The organism is Brevundimonas sp. 01N35 (assembly GCF_056399785.1).
In genome coordinates, this window is record NZ_JBFTRZ010000001.1 from 301,326 (window position 1) to 323,166 (window position 21,841).

General features: G+C 67.4%; 21 protein-coding genes. 13 read left to right on the forward strand and 8 right to left on the reverse strand.

The genetic code is table 11. The features are described from left to right. Positions 1-143: 143 nt before the first annotated feature. Positions 144-1,151 carry a phospholipase C/P1 nuclease family protein gene (locus AC1DJ5_RS01455; protein ID WP_477019441.1) on the reverse strand — a complete coding sequence of 336 codons (1,008 nt, stop codon included), beginning with the start codon at positions 1,149-1,151 and terminating at the stop codon, positions 144-146. Between the two features lie 408 nt (positions 1,152-1,559). Here AC1DJ5_RS01455 and AC1DJ5_RS01460 point away from each other — a divergent pair, with 408 nt between their 5' ends. Then, entirely contained in the window at positions 1,560-2,114 is a 555-nt protein-coding gene (locus AC1DJ5_RS01460; protein ID WP_477019442.1) for a 3D domain-containing protein, read from the forward strand. Positions 2,115-2,307: 193 nt separating this feature from the next. Here AC1DJ5_RS01460 and AC1DJ5_RS01465 read toward each other — a convergent pair whose 3' ends face one another. Continuing rightward, positions 2,308-2,661, reverse strand: coding sequence for an Mpo1-like protein (locus tag AC1DJ5_RS01465; protein WP_477019443.1), 354 nt, complete (start codon positions 2,659-2,661; stop codon positions 2,308-2,310). Positions 2,662-2,711: 50 nt separating this feature from the next. Further along, the gene (locus AC1DJ5_RS01470) at positions 2,712-4,667 is read right to left on the reverse strand and encodes a DEAD/DEAH box helicase (RefSeq protein ID WP_477019444.1); all 1,956 of its coding nucleotides are present in this window, start codon (positions 4,665-4,667) and stop codon (positions 2,712-2,714) included. Positions 4,668-4,901: 234 nt separating this feature from the next. Here AC1DJ5_RS01470 and AC1DJ5_RS01475 point away from each other — a divergent pair, with 234 nt between their 5' ends. The 5 genes from AC1DJ5_RS01475 (at position 4,902) to AC1DJ5_RS01495 (ending at position 7,508) form a co-directional block, all read left to right on the forward strand. Beyond that, on the forward strand, positions 4,902-5,117 hold the full coding sequence (locus tag AC1DJ5_RS01475; protein WP_477019445.1) for a flagellar hook protein FlgE: 216 nt from the start codon (positions 4,902-4,904) through the stop codon (positions 5,115-5,117). 79 nt (positions 5,118-5,196) lie between these two features. Continuing rightward, complete coding sequence (locus tag AC1DJ5_RS01480; protein WP_477019446.1) at positions 5,197-5,946, forward strand: YbhB/YbcL family Raf kinase inhibitor-like protein; 750 nt, start codon at positions 5,197-5,199, stop codon at positions 5,944-5,946. Between the two features lie 105 nt (positions 5,947-6,051). Beyond that, entirely contained in the window at positions 6,052-6,492 is a 441-nt protein-coding gene (locus AC1DJ5_RS01485) for a VOC family protein (protein ID WP_441454069.1), read from the forward strand. A 3-nt stretch (positions 6,493-6,495) separates the two neighbouring features. Next, positions 6,496-6,999, forward strand: coding sequence for a VOC family protein (locus AC1DJ5_RS01490; RefSeq protein ID WP_477019447.1), 504 nt, complete (start codon positions 6,496-6,498; stop codon positions 6,997-6,999). A 161-nt stretch (positions 7,000-7,160) separates the two neighbouring features. Then, a complete protein-coding gene (locus tag AC1DJ5_RS01495) occupies positions 7,161-7,508 on the forward strand; it encodes a DUF1428 domain-containing protein (RefSeq protein WP_441454072.1) in 348 nt (115 codons plus the stop codon). 243 nt (positions 7,509-7,751) lie between these two features. Here AC1DJ5_RS01495 and rpoD read toward each other — a convergent pair whose 3' ends face one another. Beyond that, entirely contained in the window at positions 7,752-9,686 is a 1,935-nt protein-coding gene (gene rpoD, locus AC1DJ5_RS01500; protein ID WP_477019448.1) for an RNA polymerase sigma factor RpoD, read from the reverse strand. A gap of 71 nt (positions 9,687-9,757) precedes the next feature. Further along, positions 9,758-11,641: a DNA primase gene (gene dnaG, locus AC1DJ5_RS01505; protein WP_477019449.1), complete on the reverse strand. Its 1,884-nt coding sequence runs from the start codon at positions 11,639-11,641 to the stop codon at positions 9,758-9,760. A 105-nt stretch (positions 11,642-11,746) separates the two neighbouring features. Here dnaG and AC1DJ5_RS01510 point away from each other — a divergent pair, with 105 nt between their 5' ends. The 3 genes from AC1DJ5_RS01510 to AC1DJ5_RS01520 all read left to right on the forward strand — a co-directional run bounded on the left by AC1DJ5_RS01510 (position 11,747) and on the right by AC1DJ5_RS01520 (position 13,100). After that, positions 11,747-12,388: a hypothetical protein gene (locus tag AC1DJ5_RS01510; protein WP_441454076.1), complete on the forward strand. Its 642-nt coding sequence runs from the start codon at positions 11,747-11,749 to the stop codon at positions 12,386-12,388. A gap of 59 nt (positions 12,389-12,447) precedes the next feature. Continuing rightward, positions 12,448-12,681 carry a transcriptional regulator gene (locus AC1DJ5_RS01515; RefSeq protein ID WP_441454078.1) on the forward strand — a complete coding sequence of 78 codons (234 nt, stop codon included), beginning with the start codon at positions 12,448-12,450 and terminating at the stop codon, positions 12,679-12,681. A 152-nt stretch (positions 12,682-12,833) separates the two neighbouring features. Beyond that, entirely contained in the window at positions 12,834-13,100 is a 267-nt protein-coding gene (locus tag AC1DJ5_RS01520) for a hypothetical protein (protein WP_441454079.1), read from the forward strand. A 13-nt stretch (positions 13,101-13,113) separates the two neighbouring features. On the opposite strand, the gene AC1DJ5_RS01525 is transcribed toward AC1DJ5_RS01520, so the two are convergent. From AC1DJ5_RS01525 to AC1DJ5_RS01535, 3 genes are read right to left on the reverse strand one after another with little or no spacing between them, the layout of a single operon-like run. Further along, positions 13,114-14,073 carry a hypothetical protein gene (locus AC1DJ5_RS01525; RefSeq protein ID WP_477019450.1) on the reverse strand — a complete coding sequence of 320 codons (960 nt, stop codon included), beginning with the start codon at positions 14,071-14,073 and terminating at the stop codon, positions 13,114-13,116. Further along, positions 14,073-15,233 (reverse strand): glutamine-hydrolyzing carbamoyl-phosphate synthase small subunit, encoded by a 1,161-nt coding sequence (gene carA / locus AC1DJ5_RS01530; RefSeq protein WP_441454083.1) that lies wholly within the window; start codon positions 15,231-15,233, stop codon positions 14,073-14,075. Before carA ends, AC1DJ5_RS01525 begins: the two co-directional genes overlap by 1 nt. A 47-nt stretch (positions 15,234-15,280) precedes the next feature. Continuing rightward, complete coding sequence (locus AC1DJ5_RS01535; RefSeq protein ID WP_477019451.1) at positions 15,281-16,603, reverse strand: amino acid permease; 1,323 nt, start codon at positions 16,601-16,603, stop codon at positions 15,281-15,283. Positions 16,604-16,836: 233 nt separating this feature from the next. On the opposite strand from AC1DJ5_RS01535, the gene AC1DJ5_RS01540 reads away from it, so the two are divergent. The 4 genes from AC1DJ5_RS01540 (at position 16,837) to AC1DJ5_RS01555 (ending at position 21,796) form a co-directional block, all read left to right on the forward strand. Beyond that, positions 16,837-17,541 (forward strand): HAD family hydrolase, encoded by a 705-nt coding sequence (locus tag AC1DJ5_RS01540; protein WP_441454087.1) that lies wholly within the window; start codon positions 16,837-16,839, stop codon positions 17,539-17,541. 146 nt (positions 17,542-17,687) lie between these two features. Next, a complete protein-coding gene (locus AC1DJ5_RS01545; RefSeq protein ID WP_477019452.1) occupies positions 17,688-17,963 on the forward strand; it encodes a hypothetical protein in 276 nt (91 codons plus the stop codon). Positions 17,964-17,973: 10 nt separating this feature from the next. Beyond that, positions 17,974-21,273 (forward strand): carbamoyl-phosphate synthase large subunit, encoded by a 3,300-nt coding sequence (gene carB, locus AC1DJ5_RS01550; RefSeq protein ID WP_477019453.1) that lies wholly within the window; start codon positions 17,974-17,976, stop codon positions 21,271-21,273. A gap of 238 nt (positions 21,274-21,511) precedes the next feature. Then, entirely contained in the window at positions 21,512-21,796 is a 285-nt protein-coding gene (locus AC1DJ5_RS01555; RefSeq protein WP_477019454.1) for a DUF1294 domain-containing protein, read from the forward strand. Positions 21,797-21,841: the final 45 nt, after the last annotated feature.

The window sequence follows — 21,841 nt, forward strand, 5'->3', positions numbered from 1 at the left end:
CCCCTGCGGGAGAAGGTGGCTGGCGAAGCCAGACGGATGAGGGGTCGCGTCGCCGCAAACCGCCTCATCCCTTTCGAGCGTCGAGAACCCCCTCATCCGAGCCCTTCGGGCCCCGCTTCTCCCGCAAGGGGAGAAGGGAAGATTTAGTCCTCGCCGATCATCGAGATCCACGGGTCGGCCGTGCCGGCCTCGACCTCCGCCACCTTGACGGCGGGCCAGCCGACGGAAGCCGAGCCGCTTTCGCGCCAGCTCAGGATAATCAGGTCGCGCAGTTCCGAGGCGCCCGCCGCCAGACGCTCGGTCACGAAGGCCGCGCCGCGCGGATCGGCGCCGTTGAACCCGCCCGCCTTCTCCAGACGATAGAAGGGAATGACCGTGCCCAGCGTCGTCTTCAGATAGCCGGTCGTGCGGGCGCGCAGGTCGAGGCCGGCGAGCTGCGGCTGGGTCATCGCCGCCTCGATCATGTCCAGACGCGCGACGCGCGAGGCGAACTCGCCCTCGAACAGGCCGTGGGTGCGACGCGAATTGGTGAAGCCTTCCGGGTTCGGATAATCGCCCCAGCCGTTGAAGTGGATCGACAGGTGGTGCGGCTGCGAGCCGTCGCCGACATAGTGGGCCAGAACGCCGATGTCGCGCAGGATCAGGGCTTCGCGGCGTTCGCGGTCGGCGCGGTACCAGGCCTTCTTGCCGGGATCCGTCTCGCGCGCCTCGGCCGCGTTCAGCACGCGCCAGTAGGCGAAGTCGCGGCCCAGGTTCTGATAGGCGTCCATCACGGCGTAGGGCAGGTAGCCGGCGTCGTTGACGCTGAGGCCCGCCGTCGTCAGCGCGGCGTCGAATTCGGACTTGAGACGCGGCAGGGTGTCGATGGACGGCCCCTTGGCGTTCATGGTGAAGCCGTTGTCGTCCAGATCGATGAAGTGGGCGGTGTCGCGCTCGCGGTCGTGCGGCTGGCCGGCGCCCTTCCAGCGGTCGGGCTCGCGCGCCAGTTCGCCGATGTCGGCGATGGCGGCCGGGGTCTTGAGGAAGGCCGGCAGATCGTCGCTCAGCCCGCGCATGGCGGCGACGCCGATCAGACGGTGGCCCGTGTTGCCCCAGGCGCCGACGTTCATGGCGGGGGCCGAAACCAGCAACAGGGCGGCGGCGGCGATCATCAGGCGCTTCATGGGACACCGGCGAAAAAGGAAAGGGAAACGACGCCTTAGCCCATCTGCGCCGCCTCCTCCAGTCAAGGCGAACTTCATCTCTTCCGTCGTCGCCAAGCTGGTTTCTGCGGACCCGAGCGAGCATTTCTTGGAAATAAAGTGTTACGCGAGCCGATTAAGGTGTTAACCGAACAGATCATCCCAGCAGTATAGAAGTTATATCGCCTGAATATTGATTTCGTTGCTGCCACATATGCTGTGACATTTGTACGATATGCTCATCAACATGGGGGATAATCGAACGATGATCGTGACGTGGGGTCGCGCCTGATCTCATTTGCCACGTTTTTGCCACAATTTACGGCCAAAAACCCCGCGCCGGATCGTGTCGGGACCGGTGCTTCCTGAGTTTGTTCGATGCTGAACACAGCCGCCGCGCTTGCCATGTTCTGGGCTATGGCCTTCTCCGGTTCCGGAGAGCCTACGTCTTATGAGGCCGTCGTCGCTGTCGACACGGCTGCAATGGAAACCGCCGCGACGGCTGAAAGTTCCATCGATGCGACCGCCCTCTCCGCCGAACAGGCCGAGCTGATGGCGGGCGATCCCGACTGGCGCGCCTCGGCCCGCCTCTATCACGCCGGCGGCGGCGGCGCCTCGGGCAACGACTCGCTCGGCTGCCGTCCAGTGCCGATGCGCACGGTCGCCGTCGACCCCCGCGTCATTCCTCGTCGCACCAAGCTGTTCATCCGCGAAACGGTCGGCATGCGCCTGGCCAACGGCGAAGTCCACGACGGCTACTGGTACGCCTCGGACACCGGCGGCGCGATCAAGGGCTCCAAGATCGACCTCTTCACCGGCAACGGAAAAGGCTCGATGCAGCAGGCCCAGCGCCTGAACATGAAGACCCTGACCATCGCCGACGCCGGCGACTTCGACGGCTGCCCCCCGGCCTGGGAAACGGCCTCGAACTAAGGGCCCCTCGCCCCACCGACAAAAAAGGCGACCGGAGCGATCCGGTCGCCTTTTTGTTTTCTCCCCCCCATTCCATGGGGAGGTGGATCGGAGGCGCAGCCGTCGAGACCGAGGGGCTTCCGGCGCATGGCGCGACCGAGCCCCTCCACCGCTACGCGGTCCCCCTCCCCACTCCGTGGGGAGGAAAAAGGATTCAGAACCGCCGCTTGCCGCTGACCGTCTCGAAGAACAGACGGAAGTCGCCCATCAGGCTCCACAGCGGATATCTGAAGGTCGCCGGCCGGTTCTTCTCGAAGAAGAAATGCCCCACCCAGGCGAAGCCGTAGCCGACCAGCGGCATGGCCAGCAGCCACCAGGCGTTGCGCGTGACGCAGAAGGCCAGGAAGGCGGTGATCACCAGCCCGGTCCCGACCACATGGATGCGGCGGCAGGTGCGGTTCGAATGTTCGTGGATGTAGTAAGGGTAAAACGCGGAAAAGGAGGCGTATCGCCCCCCGGTGTCGCGGTCAGCCTTTGGGCGTCCAGCCTGGGGTTCGCGTGCGGTCATTGCCGCAGCCTGCCCCCGGACGGCGCCGGGGGCAAGTCAGCGATCAGCGATCAGTCGAAGCGCTTGCCGGGCTTGCCGGCCTTGTGGAACGGCTTGGCGCCGGCCGGCTTGCCAGCAGGCTTGAAGCCCGGCTTCGAAGCGAAGGGCTTCTTGGCATAGGGCTTGTCGCCGTCAGCGCGCGGGGCGCTGCGCTCAGCGTCGGTGCGCGGGGCGTAGGGCTTCTTCTTGAAGTCCGGGCGCGGGCCGTCGCCGGTGCGCTCGTCGCGGTTGAAGGGCTTCTTGGCGAAGGGCGGACGGGCCGGGCGATCGCCGCCCCGCTCGTCATCGCGCTTCTTGAAGGGCTTCTTGAAGCCGCCGCCGCCGCCCGGCGTCGGGGCTTCCGACGGGGTGATGGTGACGTCATCGCGCGGGCTGTTCTTCAGGGCGTCGCGGAACAGGCCTTCGTGGGTCTTGGCGATCTCGAAGCGGGTCTCGTCCGGGAAGGTCCGGATGGCGCCGATTTCCTTCTTGGTGATGTGACCGACGCGGCAGATCAGCGGGATCAGCCATTTCGGGTCGGCGTTCTTGTTGCGGCCCACATCCATGCGGAACCAGACGACTTCGTCGGCCTGCAGGCGGTCGCCCGGCCACGGCGTCGCGGCGAAGTCCTCGCCCTGACCGGCCGCGCCGCGCTCGCGGGCGCGCGGCTGATGGATCGCGCCCGGATCGAGCAGTTCCTCCGGCGCCGGCAGGTCCTTCTTGATCACGCGGATCAGGGCGGCGGCGATTTCGTCGGCGGTGCGCTCGCTCATCAGGCGGCGCGCCAGGACCATGTCCTCTTCGCTCACGTCCTGTTCGAAGATGTCGCCGCCCAGCAGGCGGGTCTCATCCTTGGCCAGGATCTCGTCGGCGGTCGGAGCGCCGGCCCAGGTCGCATCGACCCCGGCCGAGTTCAGCAGCATTTCAGCCTTGCGGCGGCGCGTGTGCGGCACCAGCAGGATCGAGACGCCCTTCTTGCCCGCGCGGCCGGTACGGCCCGAGCGGTGCAGCATGGTCGCCTTGTTGATCGGCAGTTCGGCGTGGATGACCAGACCCAGGTCGGGCAGGTCCAGACCGCGCGCGGCCACGTCGGTGGCGACGCAGACGCGGGCGCGGCCGTCACGCAGGGCCTGCAGGGCGTCGGTGCGCTCGCGCTGGCCCATTTCGCCGGACAGGGACACGGTCGAGAAGCCGCGCTCCAGCAGCGACGACTGCAGGTGACGCACGCTGTCGCGGGTCGAGCAGAAGACCAGGGCGCCGGGCGCCTCGTAGAAGCGCAACACGTTGACGACGGCGTGCTCGATCTCGTTCGGGGCGATGCGCAGGGCGCGGTATTCGATGTCGCTGTGCGGGGCGCTGCGGTCGACGGTGTCGATGCGCACGGCGTCGCGCTGATAACGCTTGGCCAGCATGGCGATGTCGCGGGCGATGGTGGCCGAAAACAGCAGGGTGCGGCGCTCGGGCGGCGACTGCTCCAGGATGTATTCCAGGTCCTCGCGGAAGCCCATGTCGAGCATCTCGTCGGCCTCGTCGAGCACCAGCACCTTCAGCGCCGACAGGTCGAGGTTGCCGCGATCGATGTGGTCCTTCAGGCGGCCGGGCGTGCCGACGACGATGTGGATGCCGAAGTTCAGCGCGCGAGCTTCCTTGCGGGCGTCCATGCCGCCGACGCAGGTGGTGATCTTGGCGCCCGACTGGCCGTACAGCCATTCCAGCTCGGCCGAGACCTGCAGCGCCAGTTCGCGCGTCGGCGCGATGGCCAGCATCAGCGGCGCGTCAGCGGGACCGAAGCTTTCGTTTTCGCCCAGCAGGGTCGTGGCGGCAGCCAGGCCGAAGGCCACCGTCTTGCCCGATCCGGTCTGGGCCGAGACCAGCATGTCGGCCTCGCCGTGCCCATCCAGAACCGCCGCCTGGACCGGCGTGGGCTCAGCATAGCCCTTGTTGACGAGAGCGCGGTCTAGCGCGGGGTGGATCGCGGGAAAGGGCATATACGACCTGAAAAAGAGCAAGGCGGCCGCAAAACGACCGCGCCCGGCCAAGGCAAACAGCCGGCCGGGCGATGAGGAGGCCCGACTTATACACCAATATTGGCCCCGATGGGGCGTGTTTCCGGAAAAAGACCGCCGTTCACCACGCTTGTTCAGGCGCCGTTGACCTCAAAGCCACGATCCTGACCGTCGCCAAGGCCCCATTCGCGCCCGGAGGCCGCCCCGGAGACTCTCATGACGATCCCGCCCCTGAGCATCGCCGCCGCCGGAATGCAGAACGCCGCCGCTCGCTTCGAGGCCAGCGCCCGCCGCACGGCCTCGGGCTCGCTGGACAATCTGGCGGTCGAAGCCGTCGAACAGATCCGCGACAAACACGACTTCTCGGCCAACGCCGCCGTCGCCCGCACCGCGGACGACATGATGGGAGCCCTGCTGGACGTGCTGGTCTGACCGAACCGACCTGACGGCGGCGGAGAACAATCGCCGCCCGGGCGCGTTTCCTCCATGCCGCCTCGCATGGAGATCGCACATGGCCCAGTCGCATCCCGGCCCTTCGGGTCACTCGATCACCTTCATGAAGGTCCAGCCCTATCAGGGCGGCGCCTTGGTGCTGACCTCGGACGCCGTCGACATCGACGGCTGGCTCAGCGCTGAATACAGCGCGGCGGGCGACGCGACCTCGCCGCCCCTGGCCTGGAGCGGAATGCTGGAGGCCGAGACCTACGCCCTGATCGTCGAGGACCCCGACGCCCCGCGCGAAGACCCGGCGGTGCACTGGATGGTGTGGAACATCCCCGGCGAGCTCAACGCCCTGCCCGCCCATGTCGAGCCCGGGCCGCATCCGTCGTCCGTGCCGGGCGCCGTCCAGGGCCGCAACCTGCGGGGCGAGCACGATTGGCTGGGCATGGCCCCGCCGCCGGGACACGGACCGCACCACTATCATTTCCAGCTGTTCGCCCTGGACCGCCGCCTCGACCTGCCGCCCGAGACGCCGCTTTCCACGCTGGTCAACGTGCTGAAGGGCTGCGCCATCGCCAAGGGCGAACTGGTGGGCCGCTACCAGGCCAGCGGCGGCGTCGGCGACGCCCCCTCGCCCGCCCGCACCGGCTCCTACGGCGTCGATCCGGCCACGGACCACGCCTCGCGGGCTGAGATCGCGGCGGGACGCGGCCCTCTGGATCCCGGCGACATCGACCGCCACGCCCCGCACGACGCCGAGGGCGTGACGCGCCCGCGCGGCGGCGGACCGCCCGATCCCAAACGCCCGTTCCGGCTCTAGATCCCGGCGTCAGCCCTGTGTGCGGTCGCCCCAGGAGGCTTGCCTTGGCCGGCGGCCCGCCACACAACGACAGGACCGCGTTACGCCAATCCCGGGAGGACCGCCATGAAGATGATTTTCATCAACCTGCCTGTCGCCGACCTGCCACGCTCCGTCGCCTTCTATGAGGCCGTCGGCGCGACGAAGAACCCCCTGTTCTCGGACGAGACCGCCGCCTGCCTGGTGTTCTCGGACACCATCCACGCCATGCTGCTGACCCACGAGAAGTTCTCCAGCTTCACCGACCGCGCCATTCCCGACGCGCACAAGACCGCCCAGGTGCTGATCTGCGTGTCCGAGGACAGCCGCGAGGCGGTGGACGCCGTGGTCGAACGCGCCGCCAAAGCGGGCGGTCAGGCCGATCCCAACGCCACTCAGGACTACGGTTTCATGTACGGCCGCAGCTACGCCGACCCGGACGGCCACATCTGGGAGGTCATGTGGATGGACCCGGAGGCCGCGGCCCAGGGTCCCGAGGCCTTTAGCGCCCAGATGGGAGGCGGTTGAGCCATGGCCGACAAGATCATTCCCTGCATCTGGTACGACCTGGGTCAGGCGAAGAAGGCGGCCGAATTCTACGTCTCGCTCGGCCTGCCCGACAGCCACATCGACCGCGTCGTCGCCAGCCCCTCGGACAACCCCTCATCCCCTGCGGGGGCCGAACTGGTGGTCGACTTCACCTTGGCGGGAAGGCGCTATGTGGGCCTGAACGGCGGGCCGATCTTCCCGCAGACCGAAGCCGTCTCCTTCATGATCATGACCGATGATCAGGCCGAGACCGACCGCCTGTGGGACGCCATCGTCGGCAATGGCGGTCAGGAAAGCCAGTGTGGCTGGTGCAAGGATCGCTGGGGGGTCAACTGGCAGATCACCCCGCGCCGCCTGATGGCCTTCTACGACGATCCCAACCCCGCCCGCGCCAAGGCCGCCTTCGAGGCCATGATGACGATGAAGAAGATCGACATCGCGGCCTTGGACGCCGCCGCTGACGCGGCGCCCAAGGCTTCTTCTTAGTGGGCCGCGGTCAGAAGGCTCCGCCTTCTCGACCCGACGCAGCCTGAATTGTCGCTTTCGACCAAGACACGTCCACCGCCTGCCCCGACTATCCTCCGCCCCTCAAGCAGCGAGCCGCCCGCGGCGAGCGATAGGGGCCAACCTCCGAAGGAGAAACCAAGATGAGCTATGTCACTGGCTTCCTGACCCCGGTGAAGACCGAAAACAAGGAGCGCTATATCGAGTCCGCCCGTAAGGCCTGGCCGCTGTTCAAGGGCTACGGCGCCCTGTCCCATGTCGAAAACTGGGGCGTCGACGTGCCGGAGGGCAAGGTCACCAGCTTCCCCATGGCAGTGAAGCGCGAGGACGGCGAGGTCGTCGTCTTCTCCTGGCTGACCTGGCCGGACAAGAAGACCGCCGACGACGCCTGGGCCAAGATGGAGAAGGACCCCGCCTTCGCCGACATGGACATGCCCTTCGACGGCAAGCGCATGATGTGGGGCGGCTTCGAGACGGTGTTCCAGAACTGAGGCGCAAAGCCTTCTCCTCCCCACTTGTGGGGAGGGGGACCGCGACCCGAAGGGCGGCGCGTAGCAGCCAAGCGGTGGAGGGGGCGGCGCGACGTTTGATGCTCAAGCGCCTGAGACGGACAGGCCTGCGCCGCCCCCTCCGTCTCGTCGACTGCGCCGCCGATCCACCTGCCCATTGCATGGGGAGGAAAGGCGCCAAAGAAAAAGGGCGGCTCTTGCGAGCCGCCCTTTGTTGTTCGTGGATCAGCTGTCCAGGAAGCTCCGCAGCTTCCGCGACCGGCTCGGGTGCTTCAGCTTGCGCAGCGCCTTGGCCTCGATCTGACGGATGCGTTCGCGGGTCACGCTGAACTGCTGGCCGACTTCTTCCAGGGTGTGGTCGGTGTTCATGCCGATGCCGAAACGCATCCGCAGGACCCGCTCCTCGCGCGGGGTCAACGACGCGAGCACCCGCGTCGTTGTTTCCCGAAGATTGCTCTGGATGGCGGCGTCGATCGGCAGGATGGCGTTCTTGTCCTCGATGAAGTCGCCCAGGTGCGAGTCTTCCTCGTCGCCGATGGGGGTTTCCAGCGAGATCGGCTCCTTGGCGATCTTCAGGACCTTGCGCACCTTCTCCAGCGGCATGGCCAGCTTTTCGGCCAGCTCTTCCGGGGTCGGCTCGCGGCCGATCTCGTGCAGCATCTGACGGCTGGTGCGGACGATCTTGTTGATCGTCTCGATCATGTGCACCGGGATGCGGATGGTCCGCGCCTGGTCGGCGATCGAGCGGGTGATGGCCTGACGAATCCACCAGGTGGCGTAGGTCGAGAACTTGTAGCCGCGGCGGTACTCGAACTTGTCGACCGCCTTCATCAGACCGATGTTGCCCTCCTGGATCAGGTCCAGGAACTGCAGGCCGCGGTTGGTGTATTTCTTGGCGATGGAGATGACCAGGCGCAGGTTGGCCTCGACCATTTCCTTCTTGGCCTGACGGGCTTCGCGCTCGCCCTTCTGGACCGTCTGGACGATGCGGCGATAGTCGTCGATCGGCAGGCCGGCTTCGGTCGCCACGGCGGCGACGTCGCCGCGGATCTGGGCGATCTGGGTCGCTTCATTGTCGCTGAACTTGGTCCAGCGCACGCCCATTTCCTTGACGCGTTCCGACCAGTTCGGGTCCAACTCCGAGCCGAAGTAGGCCTTGAGGAATTCGGGACGCGAAATGCCGTAGCTGTCGGCCAGGCGCAGCAGACGGCCTTCCAGGCCGATCAGGCGCTTGTTGATGGCGTAAAGCTGCTCGACCAGGGCCTCGATGCGGTTGTTGTTCAGCTTCATCGTCTTCAGACGATCCGAGATCGTCCGCGTCAAGGTCTCATAGGACTTGTGGTCCTTGGCGCTGAGCACCTCGCCCTTCAGACGGGCCTCGACCAGCTTGTCCTGCAGCTTGCGGAAGCCGCCGAAGTCGGCCGCGATCGCGTCCAGCACTTCCATGACGCCGTCGCGCAGCTCGGCTTCCAGCGCCGAGATCGACATGCCGCCGCCGTCGTCGAAGTCATCCTCGTCGTCATCCTCGCCTTCGCCCTCGGGCTTCTCGGCGCCGGGCGCGGGGGCCTCGCCGGCCGGGGGCTGGTTGTGCGGCAGGGACGAGGGATTGAGGATGCCGTAGGTGGCGTCCAGGTCGATCACTTCGCGCAGCAGGATGCGGTTGTTGGCCAGTTCCTCGCGCCAGACCATGATGGCCTCGAAGGTCAGGGCGCTTTCGCACAGACCCGAGATCATGGCGTCGCGGCCGGCTTCGATCCGCTTGGCGATGGCGATTTCGCCCTCGCGGCTCAGCAGTTCGACCGAACCCATTTCGCGCAGATACATGCGCACGGGGTCGTCGGTGCGGTCATAGGCGGCCTTGGCCGGGGCCTCGGCGACCGAGGTCTCGGCGGCGGCGGCCACTTCGGTGCCCTGCGCGTCGGCGGCGTCTTCCTCGGCCTCGACGACGTTGACGCCCATCTCCGACAGCATGGCCAGGGTGTCTTCGATGGCGTCCGGCGTCACTTCTTCGCTGGGGAGGACCTTGTTCAGCTCCTCCATCGTGACATAGCCGCGCGCCTTGGCCTGCTTGATGAATTTCTTGACGCCGGCGTCCGTCAGATCGAGCAGGGGCCCGTCGGAATTGGCTTCGGTATCCTGCGTCTCGGTCTGCGCGCTCATTCAGTCTGTCTCCGGCCAGCAGGGGTGATCAGGCCCCCTGGCAAAAATACAACGCCCGACAAGTTCGTTGGTTACGAACCTTCGGCGTCTTCCCAAATCGTTCCGGTCTTGATGGCCCGTCGCAAAGCATCGCGCTCGGCTTTCACCAGGGTGAAGGCCGAGTTGTCGAACGCCTTGTGGGCCTCCGACTTTGCTGACGCCAGCGCCTGCTCCAACGCCGCTACGCGGGTCAGAGCGTCGAACGCCTGCGACCACCGGGCCCTCGCCTCGCCGAGGGGCTTGTCTGCAGCCAGGAATGGCGCGCCGGACTTTGCCGCCGCCTTCTCGACCTCGTGCATCAAGGCATCATGACCCGAGTGGGCCAGATGGCGTCGGATCGCAGCAGAGTCAAGGCTCTGGCCCGAAAACCGCAACCGAACCAGTTCCTGCGCCAGTCCGTCCAGCGCCGGATCGCCGAATCCGTGCCGGGCGAGGGCCTCCAGATGGTCGTCCATCCGCTCGGGATCCTCGACCGCGCCGTGGGCCAGGGCGGCCGCCACCGGCTCGATGGAGCGGAACAGGGCCTGCATGGCCTGAGCGCCCTCGCTCGTCTGGCCCAGCTTGGGCGGCGGACCCCGCCAGCGCCCCCCGGGACCCGGGCGTCCGCCCTGCTGAGCCTGCTGTTGTTGTTGCTGCTGACGGGGGAAGAGGGCGTCGAAGCGGTCGAACAGATCGCGGCGGTATTGTTCGGCCAGGTCCTTGTCCTGAATGGCGCCGGCCGCCTGACGCAGCCGCCCCTTCAGCCCCGCCTTGCGCTCGGGGGTGTCCAGCGGCTCGGCCTCGGCCTCGCGGCGGAACAGGACCTCGACAAAGGGCCGGGTTTCGCTCAAGGCGTGGCGCAGCGCCGGCGCCCCCTTGTCGCGCAGGATGTCGTCCGGGTCCTGGCCCGCGTCCAGCAGGGCGAAGCGGAAGGACCGCCCCGACTTCAGCAAGGGCAGCGACCGCTCGATCGAGCGGTAGGCCGCCCGCAGCCCCGCCGCGTCCCCGTCAAAGCACAGCACCGGCTCGGCCGAGACCCGCCACAGCCGCTCCATCTGTTCCTCGGTCAGGGCCGTGCCCATGGGCGCCACGGCCGGCAGGCCCGCGCGCTGGCAGGCGATGACGTCCATATAGCCTTCGACGACGATGACGCCCTGCTCGCCGCGGCTCTCGGCCCCCAGTATCCGCCGCGCCTCAGGCAGGCCGTAGAGGGTGGCGCCCTTGTGAAACAGCGGGCTTTCCGGCCCGTTCAGATACTTGGCCCGGTCGTCGGGGTTCATGGCCCGGCCGCCGAAGCTGACGATCCGCCCGCGCGCGTCCAGGATGGGGAACATCAGCCGGTCGCGGAACCGGTCATAGGGCTGGCCGCCGCTTTCCGGCGAGATCAGCATCCCGGCCTCGACCAGATCGCCCGGCCGCGCGCCGCGCTGGACCAGAGCCGCCTTCAGCCCCTCGCGGTCGTTGGGGGCATAGCCCAGGCCGAAGCGCTCCCACTGATCCTCGGGCAGGCCGCGCTTTTCCAGATATTCGCGCGCCGCCTTGCCGACCGAGCGGCGCAGATTGGCCGCGAACCATTTCTGGGCCAGGTCCATCCAGTCGGTCAGGCCCTGCTTCTTCGCCTCGCGCTCGGCCGACTGCGGGTCCTCGGCGGGCAACTGCATCCCCGCCTCGCCCGCCAGCCGCTGCACCGCCTCGACGAAGCTGAGCCGCTCGGTCTCCTGCAGGAAGCTGATGATGTCGCCGTGCTTGCCCGATGAGAAGTCGTGGAAGAAGCCCTTGTCGTCATTGACGAAAAACGAGGGCGACCGCTCCTTCGAGAAGGGGCTGAGACCCACATACTCGCGTCCCTGACGCTTGAGCTTCACCGTCCGCCCGATCACGTCGGACGGCCGAAGGCGCGCCTTCAGTTCTTCAAGGAAACGGTCATCGAAACGCACGCCCCATCCTTAGCCTCAGCCGAGGCATGACGCGAGGGGGCTTGACTCGACTACTTTATAATTAAAAGTAGTCATACACCTATTCGGCAACCGAGAGACCTGCTCATGTCCGATACGCCGCCCGCCAGCGCCGCCGCAGACCTGGCCTATCTGAAACGCCTCGCCGTCGCCGGTCGCGGCGAGCCGGCGCCCTTCCTGCTGTTGATGGCCGTGTTCGGCGGGGCCTATGGCTTCGGACTTCTTGCAGTCCTCCTCGCCTTCCTGATCGAAGGCGCGCCGCAACCCGGAAAGACTTTGGGTCCCATTTCCGATTTCCTCGGCTCATGGGTTTTCATCGCGGCCCACCTCGCCTTTCTGACCGCTCTGGTCTGGACGGCCTGGCGGATGATCGGCCCGAACCGCGCGCGCCTCAACCGCGCTGCTTCGGCGACGTGGTCGGCCAGCTTCATCGCTCTGGTCGCGATCATCGCAGCCTTGAGATTGTTTACCCGCGGCGAACCCTCCACCGACGCGGTGCACACCGCGCAATTTATCGGCCCGATCCTTCTCGTGCTGTGGGGCAGCGCCTGGTGGGTCACGGCGATAACCAGTGACAGACGCTGGCTGCTGCTGATCGCGGTCGGCAGTTTCAGCGCAGCCGTCGCCCTGGCCGGGGTCGGCCAGTCTATCCTCGCCCTGCCGATCATGTGCGCCTGCCTGATCGGCCTGGCCTTCGTTCCCGCCGTTCTGCTGATCCGCAAGCGATGACGACAATGGGAAGTCCCCACGTCGATCCTCTACTGGCGCATCGGACAAGGGCGGGCGTCATGGCCTATCTGTCCGCCGATGGAGACGGCGACTTCACCGAACTGGCCCAGGCGCTCGACATTCCGAACAACGCCCTGTCCTCCCAGCTGTATCGACTGGAGGCCGCCGACTATGTGCGGCTGGAGAAGGGTTTTCTCGGTCGTCGCCCCCGGACCCGCGTCCGCCTGACCGCAACCGGACGAGCGGCCTGGGCTTCGCACCTGGAGCAACTCGAAGCAGGCTTTCCGCGCTGACCTACTTCCACGCCGGGCAGCTCTTCCGCGTTAGGTTTTGGTTAACCAAAAAGGCCGGTTCGGACGCGCGCTCGACTGAATGCGGACGAATTCACGCGCGACACCATGATTATCCACAGCCTGTGGGTTGATTCGCTTCAAGGAAGCTCTTGATGTTCATCGCCATCGCCCGTCCGGCGGTGGAGCCCCAAGACCCCGACGCCGTCGCCGTCCCCGGCTCCCCCGCCATTCCGTTCCTGACGCCCCGCGCCCTGCACGCGCGCCTGCTCGACAACGCCGCCGCGCGTCGTCGTCGCGGCCTGGAGCGCAAGCTGGCCCGTCGATCCGAGGACGCCGCCTACTGGATCTCCGCCGCGCCGATGGCGGTCAGGAAGGCGGCGGACCTGCGCCACGAGGCCGCCCTGGCCGTCCTGCCCTGACGAGGTCGGGGACCTAGCGCAGTTCCGGCAGACGCCGCATCAGCGAATCGCGCAGCTTGCGCCGACGCTCGGCCGAGGATTTCGGGCGGCGGCGCTCGCGATGCTCCATCCCCCCGCCCCAACGTTCGTGCATGGCCGCCGCCAGGATAGGATGCCGGTCGTGCTGATGGACGACGGGGCTGACGCTGCCGTCGGGGTTGACGATGCGGCCGTCCGTCACGCGCAGATTCTCGCTCTGCGTCAGACCCAGCGTCGCCACGCGACCGTAGTTGGACGCGATCTCGCCCTCGATCAGGCCCAGATGCACGGCGATGTTGCAGGCGGCCTGATCGGCCCCGAACGCGCCGCCGATCTCCGAGCGCGGCACGGCAACCAGCATCAGCAGGGTCCGGCAGAAGCGCATCATGGCGTCGCGCGGCCCCATCACCGTCCCGACGCAGACGCAGGGCTTGTCGGCCAGGGCCCGGGCGATCGCCTCGCCGCCGACCCCGCGCAGATATTTCATGTTGAAGGCGTGGTCGGCCAGGACGCCGTCGGCGTACTCGTTGAAGAACTCCAGGCCCTTGGGCTGCGGCTCGAACGGCGCGGCCTGGAACACCACGTCGCGCACGTCGGTCAGCAGGACGTTGCGCGCCTCGGGCCGCTCGCTCATCAGCCGGTCAAAGGCGGCGAAGCGCGCCACCACCGGGTGCGGCGACCAGGTCTCGACCGTCGCCGGGGCCACGGCCTCGATGCGGTTCTCGGCCAGGAAGGCCAGCAGCGCCGGGTCCTGATCCACGACCAGAACCACCGGCCCATGGAACACCGCGCGCAGCGACCGCACGAACGGCGCCACGTCGGCGGCGTCATAGCCGGTGGCGTAGCCCAGGATCAGGTCGTCCGTCGCCGCCGCAGGCGCAGATTTCCCTCGCCCGTCCAGCATCGCCGCGGCGAGCCAGCCCAGATACGCCGACTTCGCCGCAGGTGCCGACATTACGACCTCATGAAGTCCGCGAAGCGGTTGAACAGATACAGGCTGTCCGTCGGCCCGGGAGAAGCTTCAGGATGGTGCTGGACACTGAAGACCGGCTTGCCCTTCAGCGCAATGCCGCAGTTGGTGCCGTCGAACAGGGAGACGTGGGTTTCCTCCACGGCGTCCGGCAGGCTGTCGCGGTCCACCGAGAACTCGTGGTTCATCGACACGATCTCGACCTTGCCCGTGGTCAGGTCCTTGACCGGGTGGTTGGCGCCGTGGTGCCCCTGATCCATCTTCAGGGTCTTGGCGCCCAGGGCGATGGCCAGCATCTGGTGGCCCAGGCAGATGCCCATCAGGGGCTTGCCGCTGGCGACCAGCTTCTTGATTTCCGGCACGGCATAGACGCCGGTCGCGGCCGGATCGCCCGGACCGTTCGACAGGACCACGCCGTCGGGATTGCGGGCCAGGATGGCCTCGGCCGAGGTCGTCGCCGGCACTACGGTGATCTTGACGCCGGTCGAGGCCAGGGCGCGCAGGATGTTGCGCTTCACGCCGAAGTCCATGACCACCACCGACTTGTCGGTCGCGTCCACCTTGGGATAGCCGGCGGGCCATTCCCAGACGCCCTCGTTCCAGTCGAAGGCCTGCGTCGTCGAGGCTTCTTTCGCCAGGTCCAGACCGACCAGGCCGGTCCAGGCCTTGGCCTGAGCCACCAGGGCGTCGAGGTCGAACTGGCCGTCCGGGTGGTGGGCGATGACTGCGTGGGGCGCGCCCTTGTCGCGGATCAGCTTGGTCAGGGCGCGGGTGTCGACGCCCGACAGGCCGACCACGCCGCGGCGCTTCATCCAGCTGTCGAGATCGCCTCCCGAGCGCCAGTTGGCCGGATCGGTCGGGGCGTCGCGGAAGATCGCGCCGCGCGCCGAGGTCCCCGCGCCGTCGCCGATCTGCTCCACGTCCTCGACGTTCACGCCGACGTTGCCGACGTGGGGGAAGGTGAAGGCCAGGATCTGGCTCATGTAGGAGGGGTCGGTCAGGATTTCCTGATAGCCCGTCATGGCGGTGTTGAAGACCACCTCGCCGAGCGCCGTGCCGACGGCGCCGACGCCGATCCCCTGCAGGATGGTGCCGTCAGCGAGCGCGAGGACGCCAGTGGCGCCGGACAGAATCTGGGTCGTCATGGCGCAGGCTCCTAACAGTGAATACGGGCGGGCAAACGGCGGCGTGACTAAAGAGATGCAGGGGCCGGGTCAACACGTCCCCCGCGCCCTTTTCGCACCCGGAGCCACGCCAGGCTGGTCAGGGCGAAGAATCCGACGCTGGGCAGGATGTAGCCGCCCGCCGCCGCCGCGACCGCAAAGACCGAGAAGACTACGCCGATCACGGCCATGGCGCGCCAGCCGGGCGCCCTGGTCAGCTTCCACAGCGTGATCGAGCACAGGGCGTAGAGGCAGAGCGTCAGCACCGAGGTGGCGCCGATCAGAACGCCGAACTGCTCGCCCAGGGTCGGCTGGGTGCTGGCGATGACCATGACGCTCATGATGACGCAGTTCAGGATCGGATTGCTGAGGGGCGTCTTGCCCTTCTGCGCGCCGCCGAACCAGCGCGGCATCCAGCCGGCCTCGGCGGCGCCGCGCGACGTCTCGCCGGCCAGCATGGTCCAGCCGGCGATGGTGCCCAGCACCTTGATGACGGCGCAGGCCGCGACCAGTCCCGCCACGGACGAGCCCATCACCCGCGCCACCAGATCGGCATAGGGGCTGGTCGAATGGATCAGGACGTCGGCCGGAATGACGCCGAACACAGCGATGCTGGCGGCGACATAGACGATGAAGGCGAGCGCCACGCCGCCCAGCGAGGCGCGGCCCACGTCGACGGCCGGGTTCTTGACCAGGCTGGACAGGGCGGCGGCGCTTTCGACGCCCAGGAAGGCCCAGAAGATGATGGCCAGCGAGGCCGGCACCGTCTTCAGCAGCGGCTGGTCGCCCGGGCTCCACGAGGCCGCGAAGGTGTCGCCGCTGAAGGCCATGGCCCCGGCGATGATGGCCAGGATGATGGGGATCAGGCCCAGGCCGAGCGTGATCGCGCCGAACCGCGCGGCGGTCTTGGCCCCCGAGGCATAGGCCGCCGTCGTCAGCCAGATCAGCGCCAGATTGCTGACCGCCGCCCACAGCGGCTCTTTCAGCGCCGGAATGAAGAAGGCCAGATAGCCGGTCCCCGCCACGGCCAGCGCCACGTTCCCGGCCAGGCAGGCGGCCCAGTAGGCCACGCCCGTCTGGTAGCCGATGAACCGGCCCATGCCGCGCCGGGTGAAGTCCGACAGGCCGTCGGCGTCCGGCTGCATCCGGCCCAGACCGCCGAACACCAGCGCCAGGGTCACCGCCCCCACGCCGCAGATCAGCCAGCCGATGATGCTCGAACTGCCCGTCGGCGCCAGGGTCGCCGGCAACAGATAGACCCCCGACCCGATCATGTTCCCGGCCACCACCAGGGCGGCGAGCGCCCATCCGATGCGGTGCGGCGGGTCGGGCAGGATTTCCGTCTGGGTCATGTTCGCCGCATAGACTGAAATGTCGCACCCGTCGCCCTCAAGATTCCAAACCCTCTCCCGCTCATCCCGGCGGACGCCGGGATCCAGTCCTTTGGCTGCAGGCACGGCGCGCGGACTTCACGGCGCTCTATCCCGCTGTCGAGGACGAGGCTCTCACTGGATCCCGGCGTCCGCCGGGATGAGCGGATTTTGAGGAGCCGTGCTAAAGGGCCGCCGAAGATTCTGGAGCCCCCATGACCATCACCACGGTCGGCCTCGATGCCGACGACACCCTCTGGCACAACGAGACCATCTTCCGCCTCAGCCAGAAGCGGTTCGTGGACCTGCTGGCCGACCACGCCGACGAACCGGTGATGATGGGGCGTCTGGCCGAGGTCGAGCGCCGCAACCTGCGTCTCTATGGCTACGGCGTGAAGGGCTTCACCCTGTCGATGCTGGAGACGGCGATGGAGCTGTGCGACGGCGCCGCCCCGCCCCACGTCATCCGCGAGATTCTGGCCGCCGGCCGCGAGATGCTGTCCCATCCGGTCGAGACCCTGCCCGGCGTCGACGAGGTCCTGGCCGAACTGTCCGAGACCTACCGCCTGGTGCTGATCACCAAGGGCGACCTGATGGATCAGGAGCGCAAGCTGGCCGCCTCGGGCCTGGGCGACCTGTTCGCCGCCGTCGAGATCGTCTCGGAAAAGGACCGCTCGACCTATGAGCGCGTCTTCGCGCGCCATGGCACCGGCGCCGCCGAGGCCGTCATGGCCGGCAACTCGATGAAGTCCGACGTCCTACCCGCGCTGGAGGCCGGGGCCTTCGCCTGCCACATCCCCTACGAGATCACCTGGGCCCACGAACTGGCCGACGCGCCGGAAAACCACCCCCGCTACGTCTCGCTCAGCCGCATCGGCGAACTGCCAGACTGGATCGCCGCGATCGACCGCGCGGACTGAATCTAGGCCTTGCCCCCCCGCCCCCGCATCTCTAAACGGGCCGCTTAACCGACAACCAGAACGGATCGGTCGCGGGCCTCGCCCTGCGTCCGGTTTCTTCGCGCGCGTGGAGCCCGCCGCTGACCAGTCATGAGGAAAAGGATGCTATGGTGCGCGCTGCTCTGGCCGAGCAGGGCGACAGCGGGATCACCCCGCGCCATACGCTGTTCTACTTCTATGGCGAAGGCGACCACGGCGACCTCAACGAGGTGGCCCGCCGCGCCGGGTTTCTGACACGGGGCCAGGACGACATGACCGTCCTGGAGACGACCATAGCGGTCGACGAGGCGTCGTTTTCGCCGGTGTCGGCCATAATGCAATCCTGGGCCGCGGCCTTCCAGCTCGACTACGACGGCTGGGAGTGTGCGGTCGTGACGAACTGAGTAGCAGCCGATGCCCAAGCGCACAGACATCCAGTCCATCCTGATCATCGGCGCCGGCCCGATCGTCATCGGCCAGGCGTGTGAGTTCGACTATTCCGGCGTTCAGGCCTGCAAGGCGCTGAAGGCCGAGGGCTACCGGGTCATCCTGGTCAACTCGAACCCCGCCACCATCATGACCGATCCTGAGGTGGCCGACGCCACCTACATCGAGCCGATCACGCCCGAGATCGTCGAGAAGATCATCGCCAAGGAGCGGCCCGACGCCCTGCTGCCCACCATGGGCGGCCAGACCGCGCTGAACACGGCCCTGGCCCTGAACGCCTCGGGCGCGCTGGCGAAATACGGCGTCGAGATGATCGGCGCCAAGGCCGAGGTCATCGACAAGGCCGAGGACCGTCAGAAGTTCCGCGACGCCATGGACAAGCTGGGTCTGGAAAGCCCCCGCTCGCGCGCCGTCCACCACATTGAAGAAGCCGACGACGCCCTGGCCTTCGTCGGCCTGCCGGCCATCATCCGCCCGTCCTTCACCCTGGCCGGCACCGGCGGCGGCATCGCCTACAACATCGAGGAGTTCCACGAGATCGTGGAGCGCGGCCTCGACCTGTCGCCGACCACCGAGGTCCTGATCGAAGAGTCGGTCCTGGGCTGGAAGGAATACGAGATGGAGGTCGTCCGCGACACGGCGGACAACTGCATCATCATCTGCTCGATCGAGAACATCGACCCGATGGGCGTCCACACGGGCGACTCGATCACCGTGGCCCCGGCCCTGACGCTGACCGACAAAGAATACCAGCTGATGCGGACGGGTTCGATCAACGTCCTGCGCGAGATCGGCGTCGAGACCGGCGGCTCCAACGTCCAGTGGGCGATCAACCCGGCCGACGGCCGCATGGTCGTCATCGAGATGAACCCGCGCGTGTCGCGCTCCTCGGCCCTGGCCTCCAAGGCCACCGGCTTCCCCATCGCCAAGATCGCCGCCAAACTGGCCGTCGGCTATACGCTGGACGAACTGACCAACGACATCACCATGGTGACGCCGGCCAGCTTCGAGCCGTCGATCGACTATGTGGTCACCAAGATCCCGCGCTTCGCCTTCGAGAAGTATCCGGGCTCGGAGCCGCACCTGACCACGGCCATGAAGTCGGTCGGCGAGGTCATGGCCATCGGCCGCACCTTCCAGGAATCCATGCAGAAGGCTCTGCGCGGTCTGGAAACCGGCCTGAACGGCTTTGACGACATCGAGATCGAGGGCGTGACCGACGCTGACGACGACGCCGGCGCCCGCGCCGCCGTCATCCGCGCCCTGGGCAAGCCGACCCCCGACCGCATCCGTGTCATCGCCCAGGCCTTCCGCCACGGCCTGACGGTGGAAGAGGTCAACGCGGCCTGTTCCTACGAACCCTGGTTCCTGCGCCAGATCGCCGACCTCATCCGCACCGAGGGCCATGTCCGCGTCCAGGGCCTGCCCACGACCGAGATCGACTTCCGCAAGCTCAAGGCCAAGGGCTTCTCCGACGCCCGTCTGGCGGACCTGACCGGCACGACCGAAGTCGCCGTGCGCGCCGCCCGTCGCGGCCTGAAGGTCCGCCCGGTGTTCAAGCGCATCGACACCTGCGCCGCCGAATTCGCCTCGGCCACGGCCTATATGTATTCGACCTATGAGACCGGCGCCCTGGGCCAGGTCCCCGAGTGCGAAGCCGATCCGTCGGACAAGAAGAAGGCCATCATTCTCGGCGGCGGTCCCAACCGGATCGGTCAGGGCATCGAGTTCGACTACTGCTGCTGCCACGCGGCGTTCGCCTTCGCCGACATCGGCGTCGAGTCGATCATGGTCAACTGCAACCCCGAGACCGTCTCGACCGACTACGACACCTCGGACCGCCTCTATTTCGAGCCTCTGACCGAAGAGGACGTGCTGGAGCTGATCGACGTCGAACGCTCCAAGGGCGATCTGATCGGCGTGGTCGTGCAGTTCGGCGGCCAGACCCCGCTGAAGCTGGCCCACGCCCTGCAGGAAGACGGCGTGCCGATCCTGGGCACCAGCGTCGACTCCATCGACCTGGCCGAAGACCGCGAACGCTTCCAGCAGATGCTGCAGGCCATCGGCCTGATGCAGCCGCCGAACGGCCTGGCCCGCTCGGCCGAGGAAGCCGCGCAGAAGGCCGAGGAGGTCGGCTATCCCGTCGTCCTGCGCCCCTCCTACGTCCTGGGCGGCCGCGGCATGATGATCGTCCACGACCGCGAGCAGCTGGACCGCTACGTCCATGAGGCCATGCGCGTCTCGGGCAGCGACCCGGTGCTGATCGACCACTATCTGAACCGCGCCACCGAGGTGGACGTCGACGCCCTTTGCGACGACGAAGACGTCTTCGTCGCTGGCGTGCTGGAACACATCGAGGAAGCCGGCGTCCACTCGGGCGACAGCGCCTGCTCCATGCCCCCCTTCTCGCTGCGTCCCGAGATCGTCGCCGAGCTGAAGCGCCAGACCACCGCCATGGCCAAGGCCCTGAAGGTGCGCGGCCTGATGAACGTGCAGTTCGCCATCGAGGAGCCGCACAGCGCCGAACCGCGCATCTTCGTCCTGGAAGTGAACCCGCGCGCCAGCCGCACGGCCCCCTTCGTGGCCAAGACCATCGGTCAGCCGATCGCCGCCATCGCCGCCAAGATCATGGCTGGCGAGAAGCTGGCCTCCTTTGGCCTGGTGGATCGCGAACTGCAGCATATCGCGGTCAAGGAAGCCGTCTTCCCCTTCGCCCGCTTCGCCGGGGTTGACACCATTCTCGGCCCGGAAATGCGTTCGACCGGCGAGGTCATGGGCCTGGACTGGAAGCGTGAAGGCGAGGCCGACCTGGCCCCCGCCTTCGCCCGCGCCTTTGCCAAGTCGCAGATCGGCGGCGGCACCGTCCTGCCGACCGAAGGCTGCGCCTTCGTCTCGGTCAAGGACGCCGACAAGCCCTTCATCCTGGAAGCGGTGAAATCGCTGCTGGCCCAGGGCTTCTCGGTCGTCGCCACCTCCGGCACCCACGACTATCTCAAGTCGGAAGGCGTCGAGGTCGGTCTGGTCAAGAAGGTGCTGGAAGGCCGTCCCAACATCGTCGACGCCATGAAGAACGGCGAGATCCAGCTGGTCTTCAACACCACCGACGGCAAGCAGGCCCTGGCCGACAGCTTCTCCATCCGCCGCACGGCCCTGATGATGAAGATCCCCTACTACACCACCGCCGCCGGTTCGCTGGCCGCGGCGCAAGGCATCGCCGCCATCCGCGCCGGGGAACTGGATGTCCGCCCGGTGCAGTCCTACAACTGAGCCCCGGCCCAGGTCTGACACGGCCCCCGGCGTTCCGACGCCGGGGGCTTTTTCGTGGGTGCCTAGCCAAAGCCCTCCCCCTCGAGGGGGGAGGGTTGGGTGGGGGTGGAGGCGAGCGTTCTGATCAAGGAACGGGGAGACGCCAACGCCTCATGCGCCAATCCAGAGGCGTCGTGCTCACACCCCCAACCCCGCCCTTCCCCCCTCGAGGGGGAAGGGAGCAGAAAATGGAAGCGCCATGATCGACGCACTCCTCTTGCCCCTGCTGCTCCTCTCACTCGCCGGCCTCGTCGCCTTCAGCCTGTTCGCGATCGACAAGGCGCGGGCGCGGGCGGGCAGACGCCGCATCCCGGAACGCACCTTGCTGCTCGCCGCCCTGTTCGGTGGCCTCGGCGCATGGCTGGGCCAGCGACTGCTACGTCACAAGACGCGCAAACAGCCCTTCGCCGCCTGGCTGGGCCTGATCCTGACGCTCCACGCCTTCGCCCTGCTGGCAGTCGCTGTCGTCGTCTGGCGCGCCTAGGTCGCAACCTCGGCGCTTGCCGCCCCCCGCGAAAGGCATAAGGTC

Excerpts from the sequence above, each read along its gene's own strand:
- AC1DJ5_RS01490 (WP_477019447.1), top strand. The coding sequence starts at position 6,496 with ATGGCCGACAAGATCATTCCCTGCATCTGGTACGACCTGGGTCAGGCG.
- AC1DJ5_RS01480 (WP_477019446.1), top strand. The coding sequence starts at position 5,197 with ATGGCCCAGTCGCATCCCGGCCCTTCGGGTCACTCGATCACCTTCATG.
- AC1DJ5_RS01455 (WP_477019441.1), bottom strand. The coding sequence starts at position 1,151 with ATGATCGCCGCCGCCGCCCTGTTGCTGGTTTCGGCCCCCGCCATGAAC.
- AC1DJ5_RS01540 (WP_441454087.1), top strand. The coding sequence starts at position 16,837 with ATGACCATCACCACGGTCGGCCTCGATGCCGACGACACCCTCTGGCAC.
- AC1DJ5_RS01545 (WP_477019452.1), top strand. The coding sequence starts at position 17,688 with ATGGTGCGCGCTGCTCTGGCCGAGCAGGGCGACAGCGGGATCACCCCG.
- AC1DJ5_RS01510 (WP_441454076.1), top strand. The coding sequence starts at position 11,747 with ATGTCCGATACGCCGCCCGCCAGCGCCGCCGCAGACCTGGCCTATCTG.
- rpoD (WP_477019448.1), bottom strand. The coding sequence starts at position 9,686 with ATGAGCGCGCAGACCGAGACGCAGGATACCGAAGCCAATTCCGACGGG.
- AC1DJ5_RS01470 (WP_477019444.1), bottom strand. The coding sequence starts at position 4,667 with ATGCCCTTTCCCGCGATCCACCCCGCGCTAGACCGCGCTCTCGTCAAC.
- AC1DJ5_RS01525 (WP_477019450.1), bottom strand. The coding sequence starts at position 14,073 with ATGTCGGCACCTGCGGCGAAGTCGGCGTATCTGGGCTGGCTCGCCGCG.
- AC1DJ5_RS01485 (WP_441454069.1), top strand. The coding sequence starts at position 6,052 with ATGAAGATGATTTTCATCAACCTGCCTGTCGCCGACCTGCCACGCTCC.
- carB (WP_477019453.1), top strand. The coding sequence starts at position 17,974 with ATGCCCAAGCGCACAGACATCCAGTCCATCCTGATCATCGGCGCCGGC.
- AC1DJ5_RS01475 (WP_477019445.1), top strand. The coding sequence starts at position 4,902 with ATGACGATCCCGCCCCTGAGCATCGCCGCCGCCGGAATGCAGAACGCC.
- AC1DJ5_RS01535 (WP_477019451.1), bottom strand. The coding sequence starts at position 16,603 with ATGACCCAGACGGAAATCCTGCCCGACCCGCCGCACCGCATCGGATGG.
- AC1DJ5_RS01555 (WP_477019454.1), top strand. The coding sequence starts at position 21,512 with ATGATCGACGCACTCCTCTTGCCCCTGCTGCTCCTCTCACTCGCCGGC.
- AC1DJ5_RS01465 (WP_477019443.1), bottom strand. The coding sequence starts at position 2,661 with ATGACCGCACGCGAACCCCAGGCTGGACGCCCAAAGGCTGACCGCGAC.
- AC1DJ5_RS01460 (WP_477019442.1), top strand. The coding sequence starts at position 1,560 with ATGCTGAACACAGCCGCCGCGCTTGCCATGTTCTGGGCTATGGCCTTC.
- AC1DJ5_RS01520 (WP_441454079.1), top strand. The coding sequence starts at position 12,834 with ATGTTCATCGCCATCGCCCGTCCGGCGGTGGAGCCCCAAGACCCCGAC.
- AC1DJ5_RS01515 (WP_441454078.1), top strand. The coding sequence starts at position 12,448 with ATGGCCTATCTGTCCGCCGATGGAGACGGCGACTTCACCGAACTGGCC.
- carA (WP_441454083.1), bottom strand. The coding sequence starts at position 15,233 with ATGACGACCCAGATTCTGTCCGGCGCCACTGGCGTCCTCGCGCTCGCT.
- AC1DJ5_RS01495 (WP_441454072.1), top strand. The coding sequence starts at position 7,161 with ATGAGCTATGTCACTGGCTTCCTGACCCCGGTGAAGACCGAAAACAAG.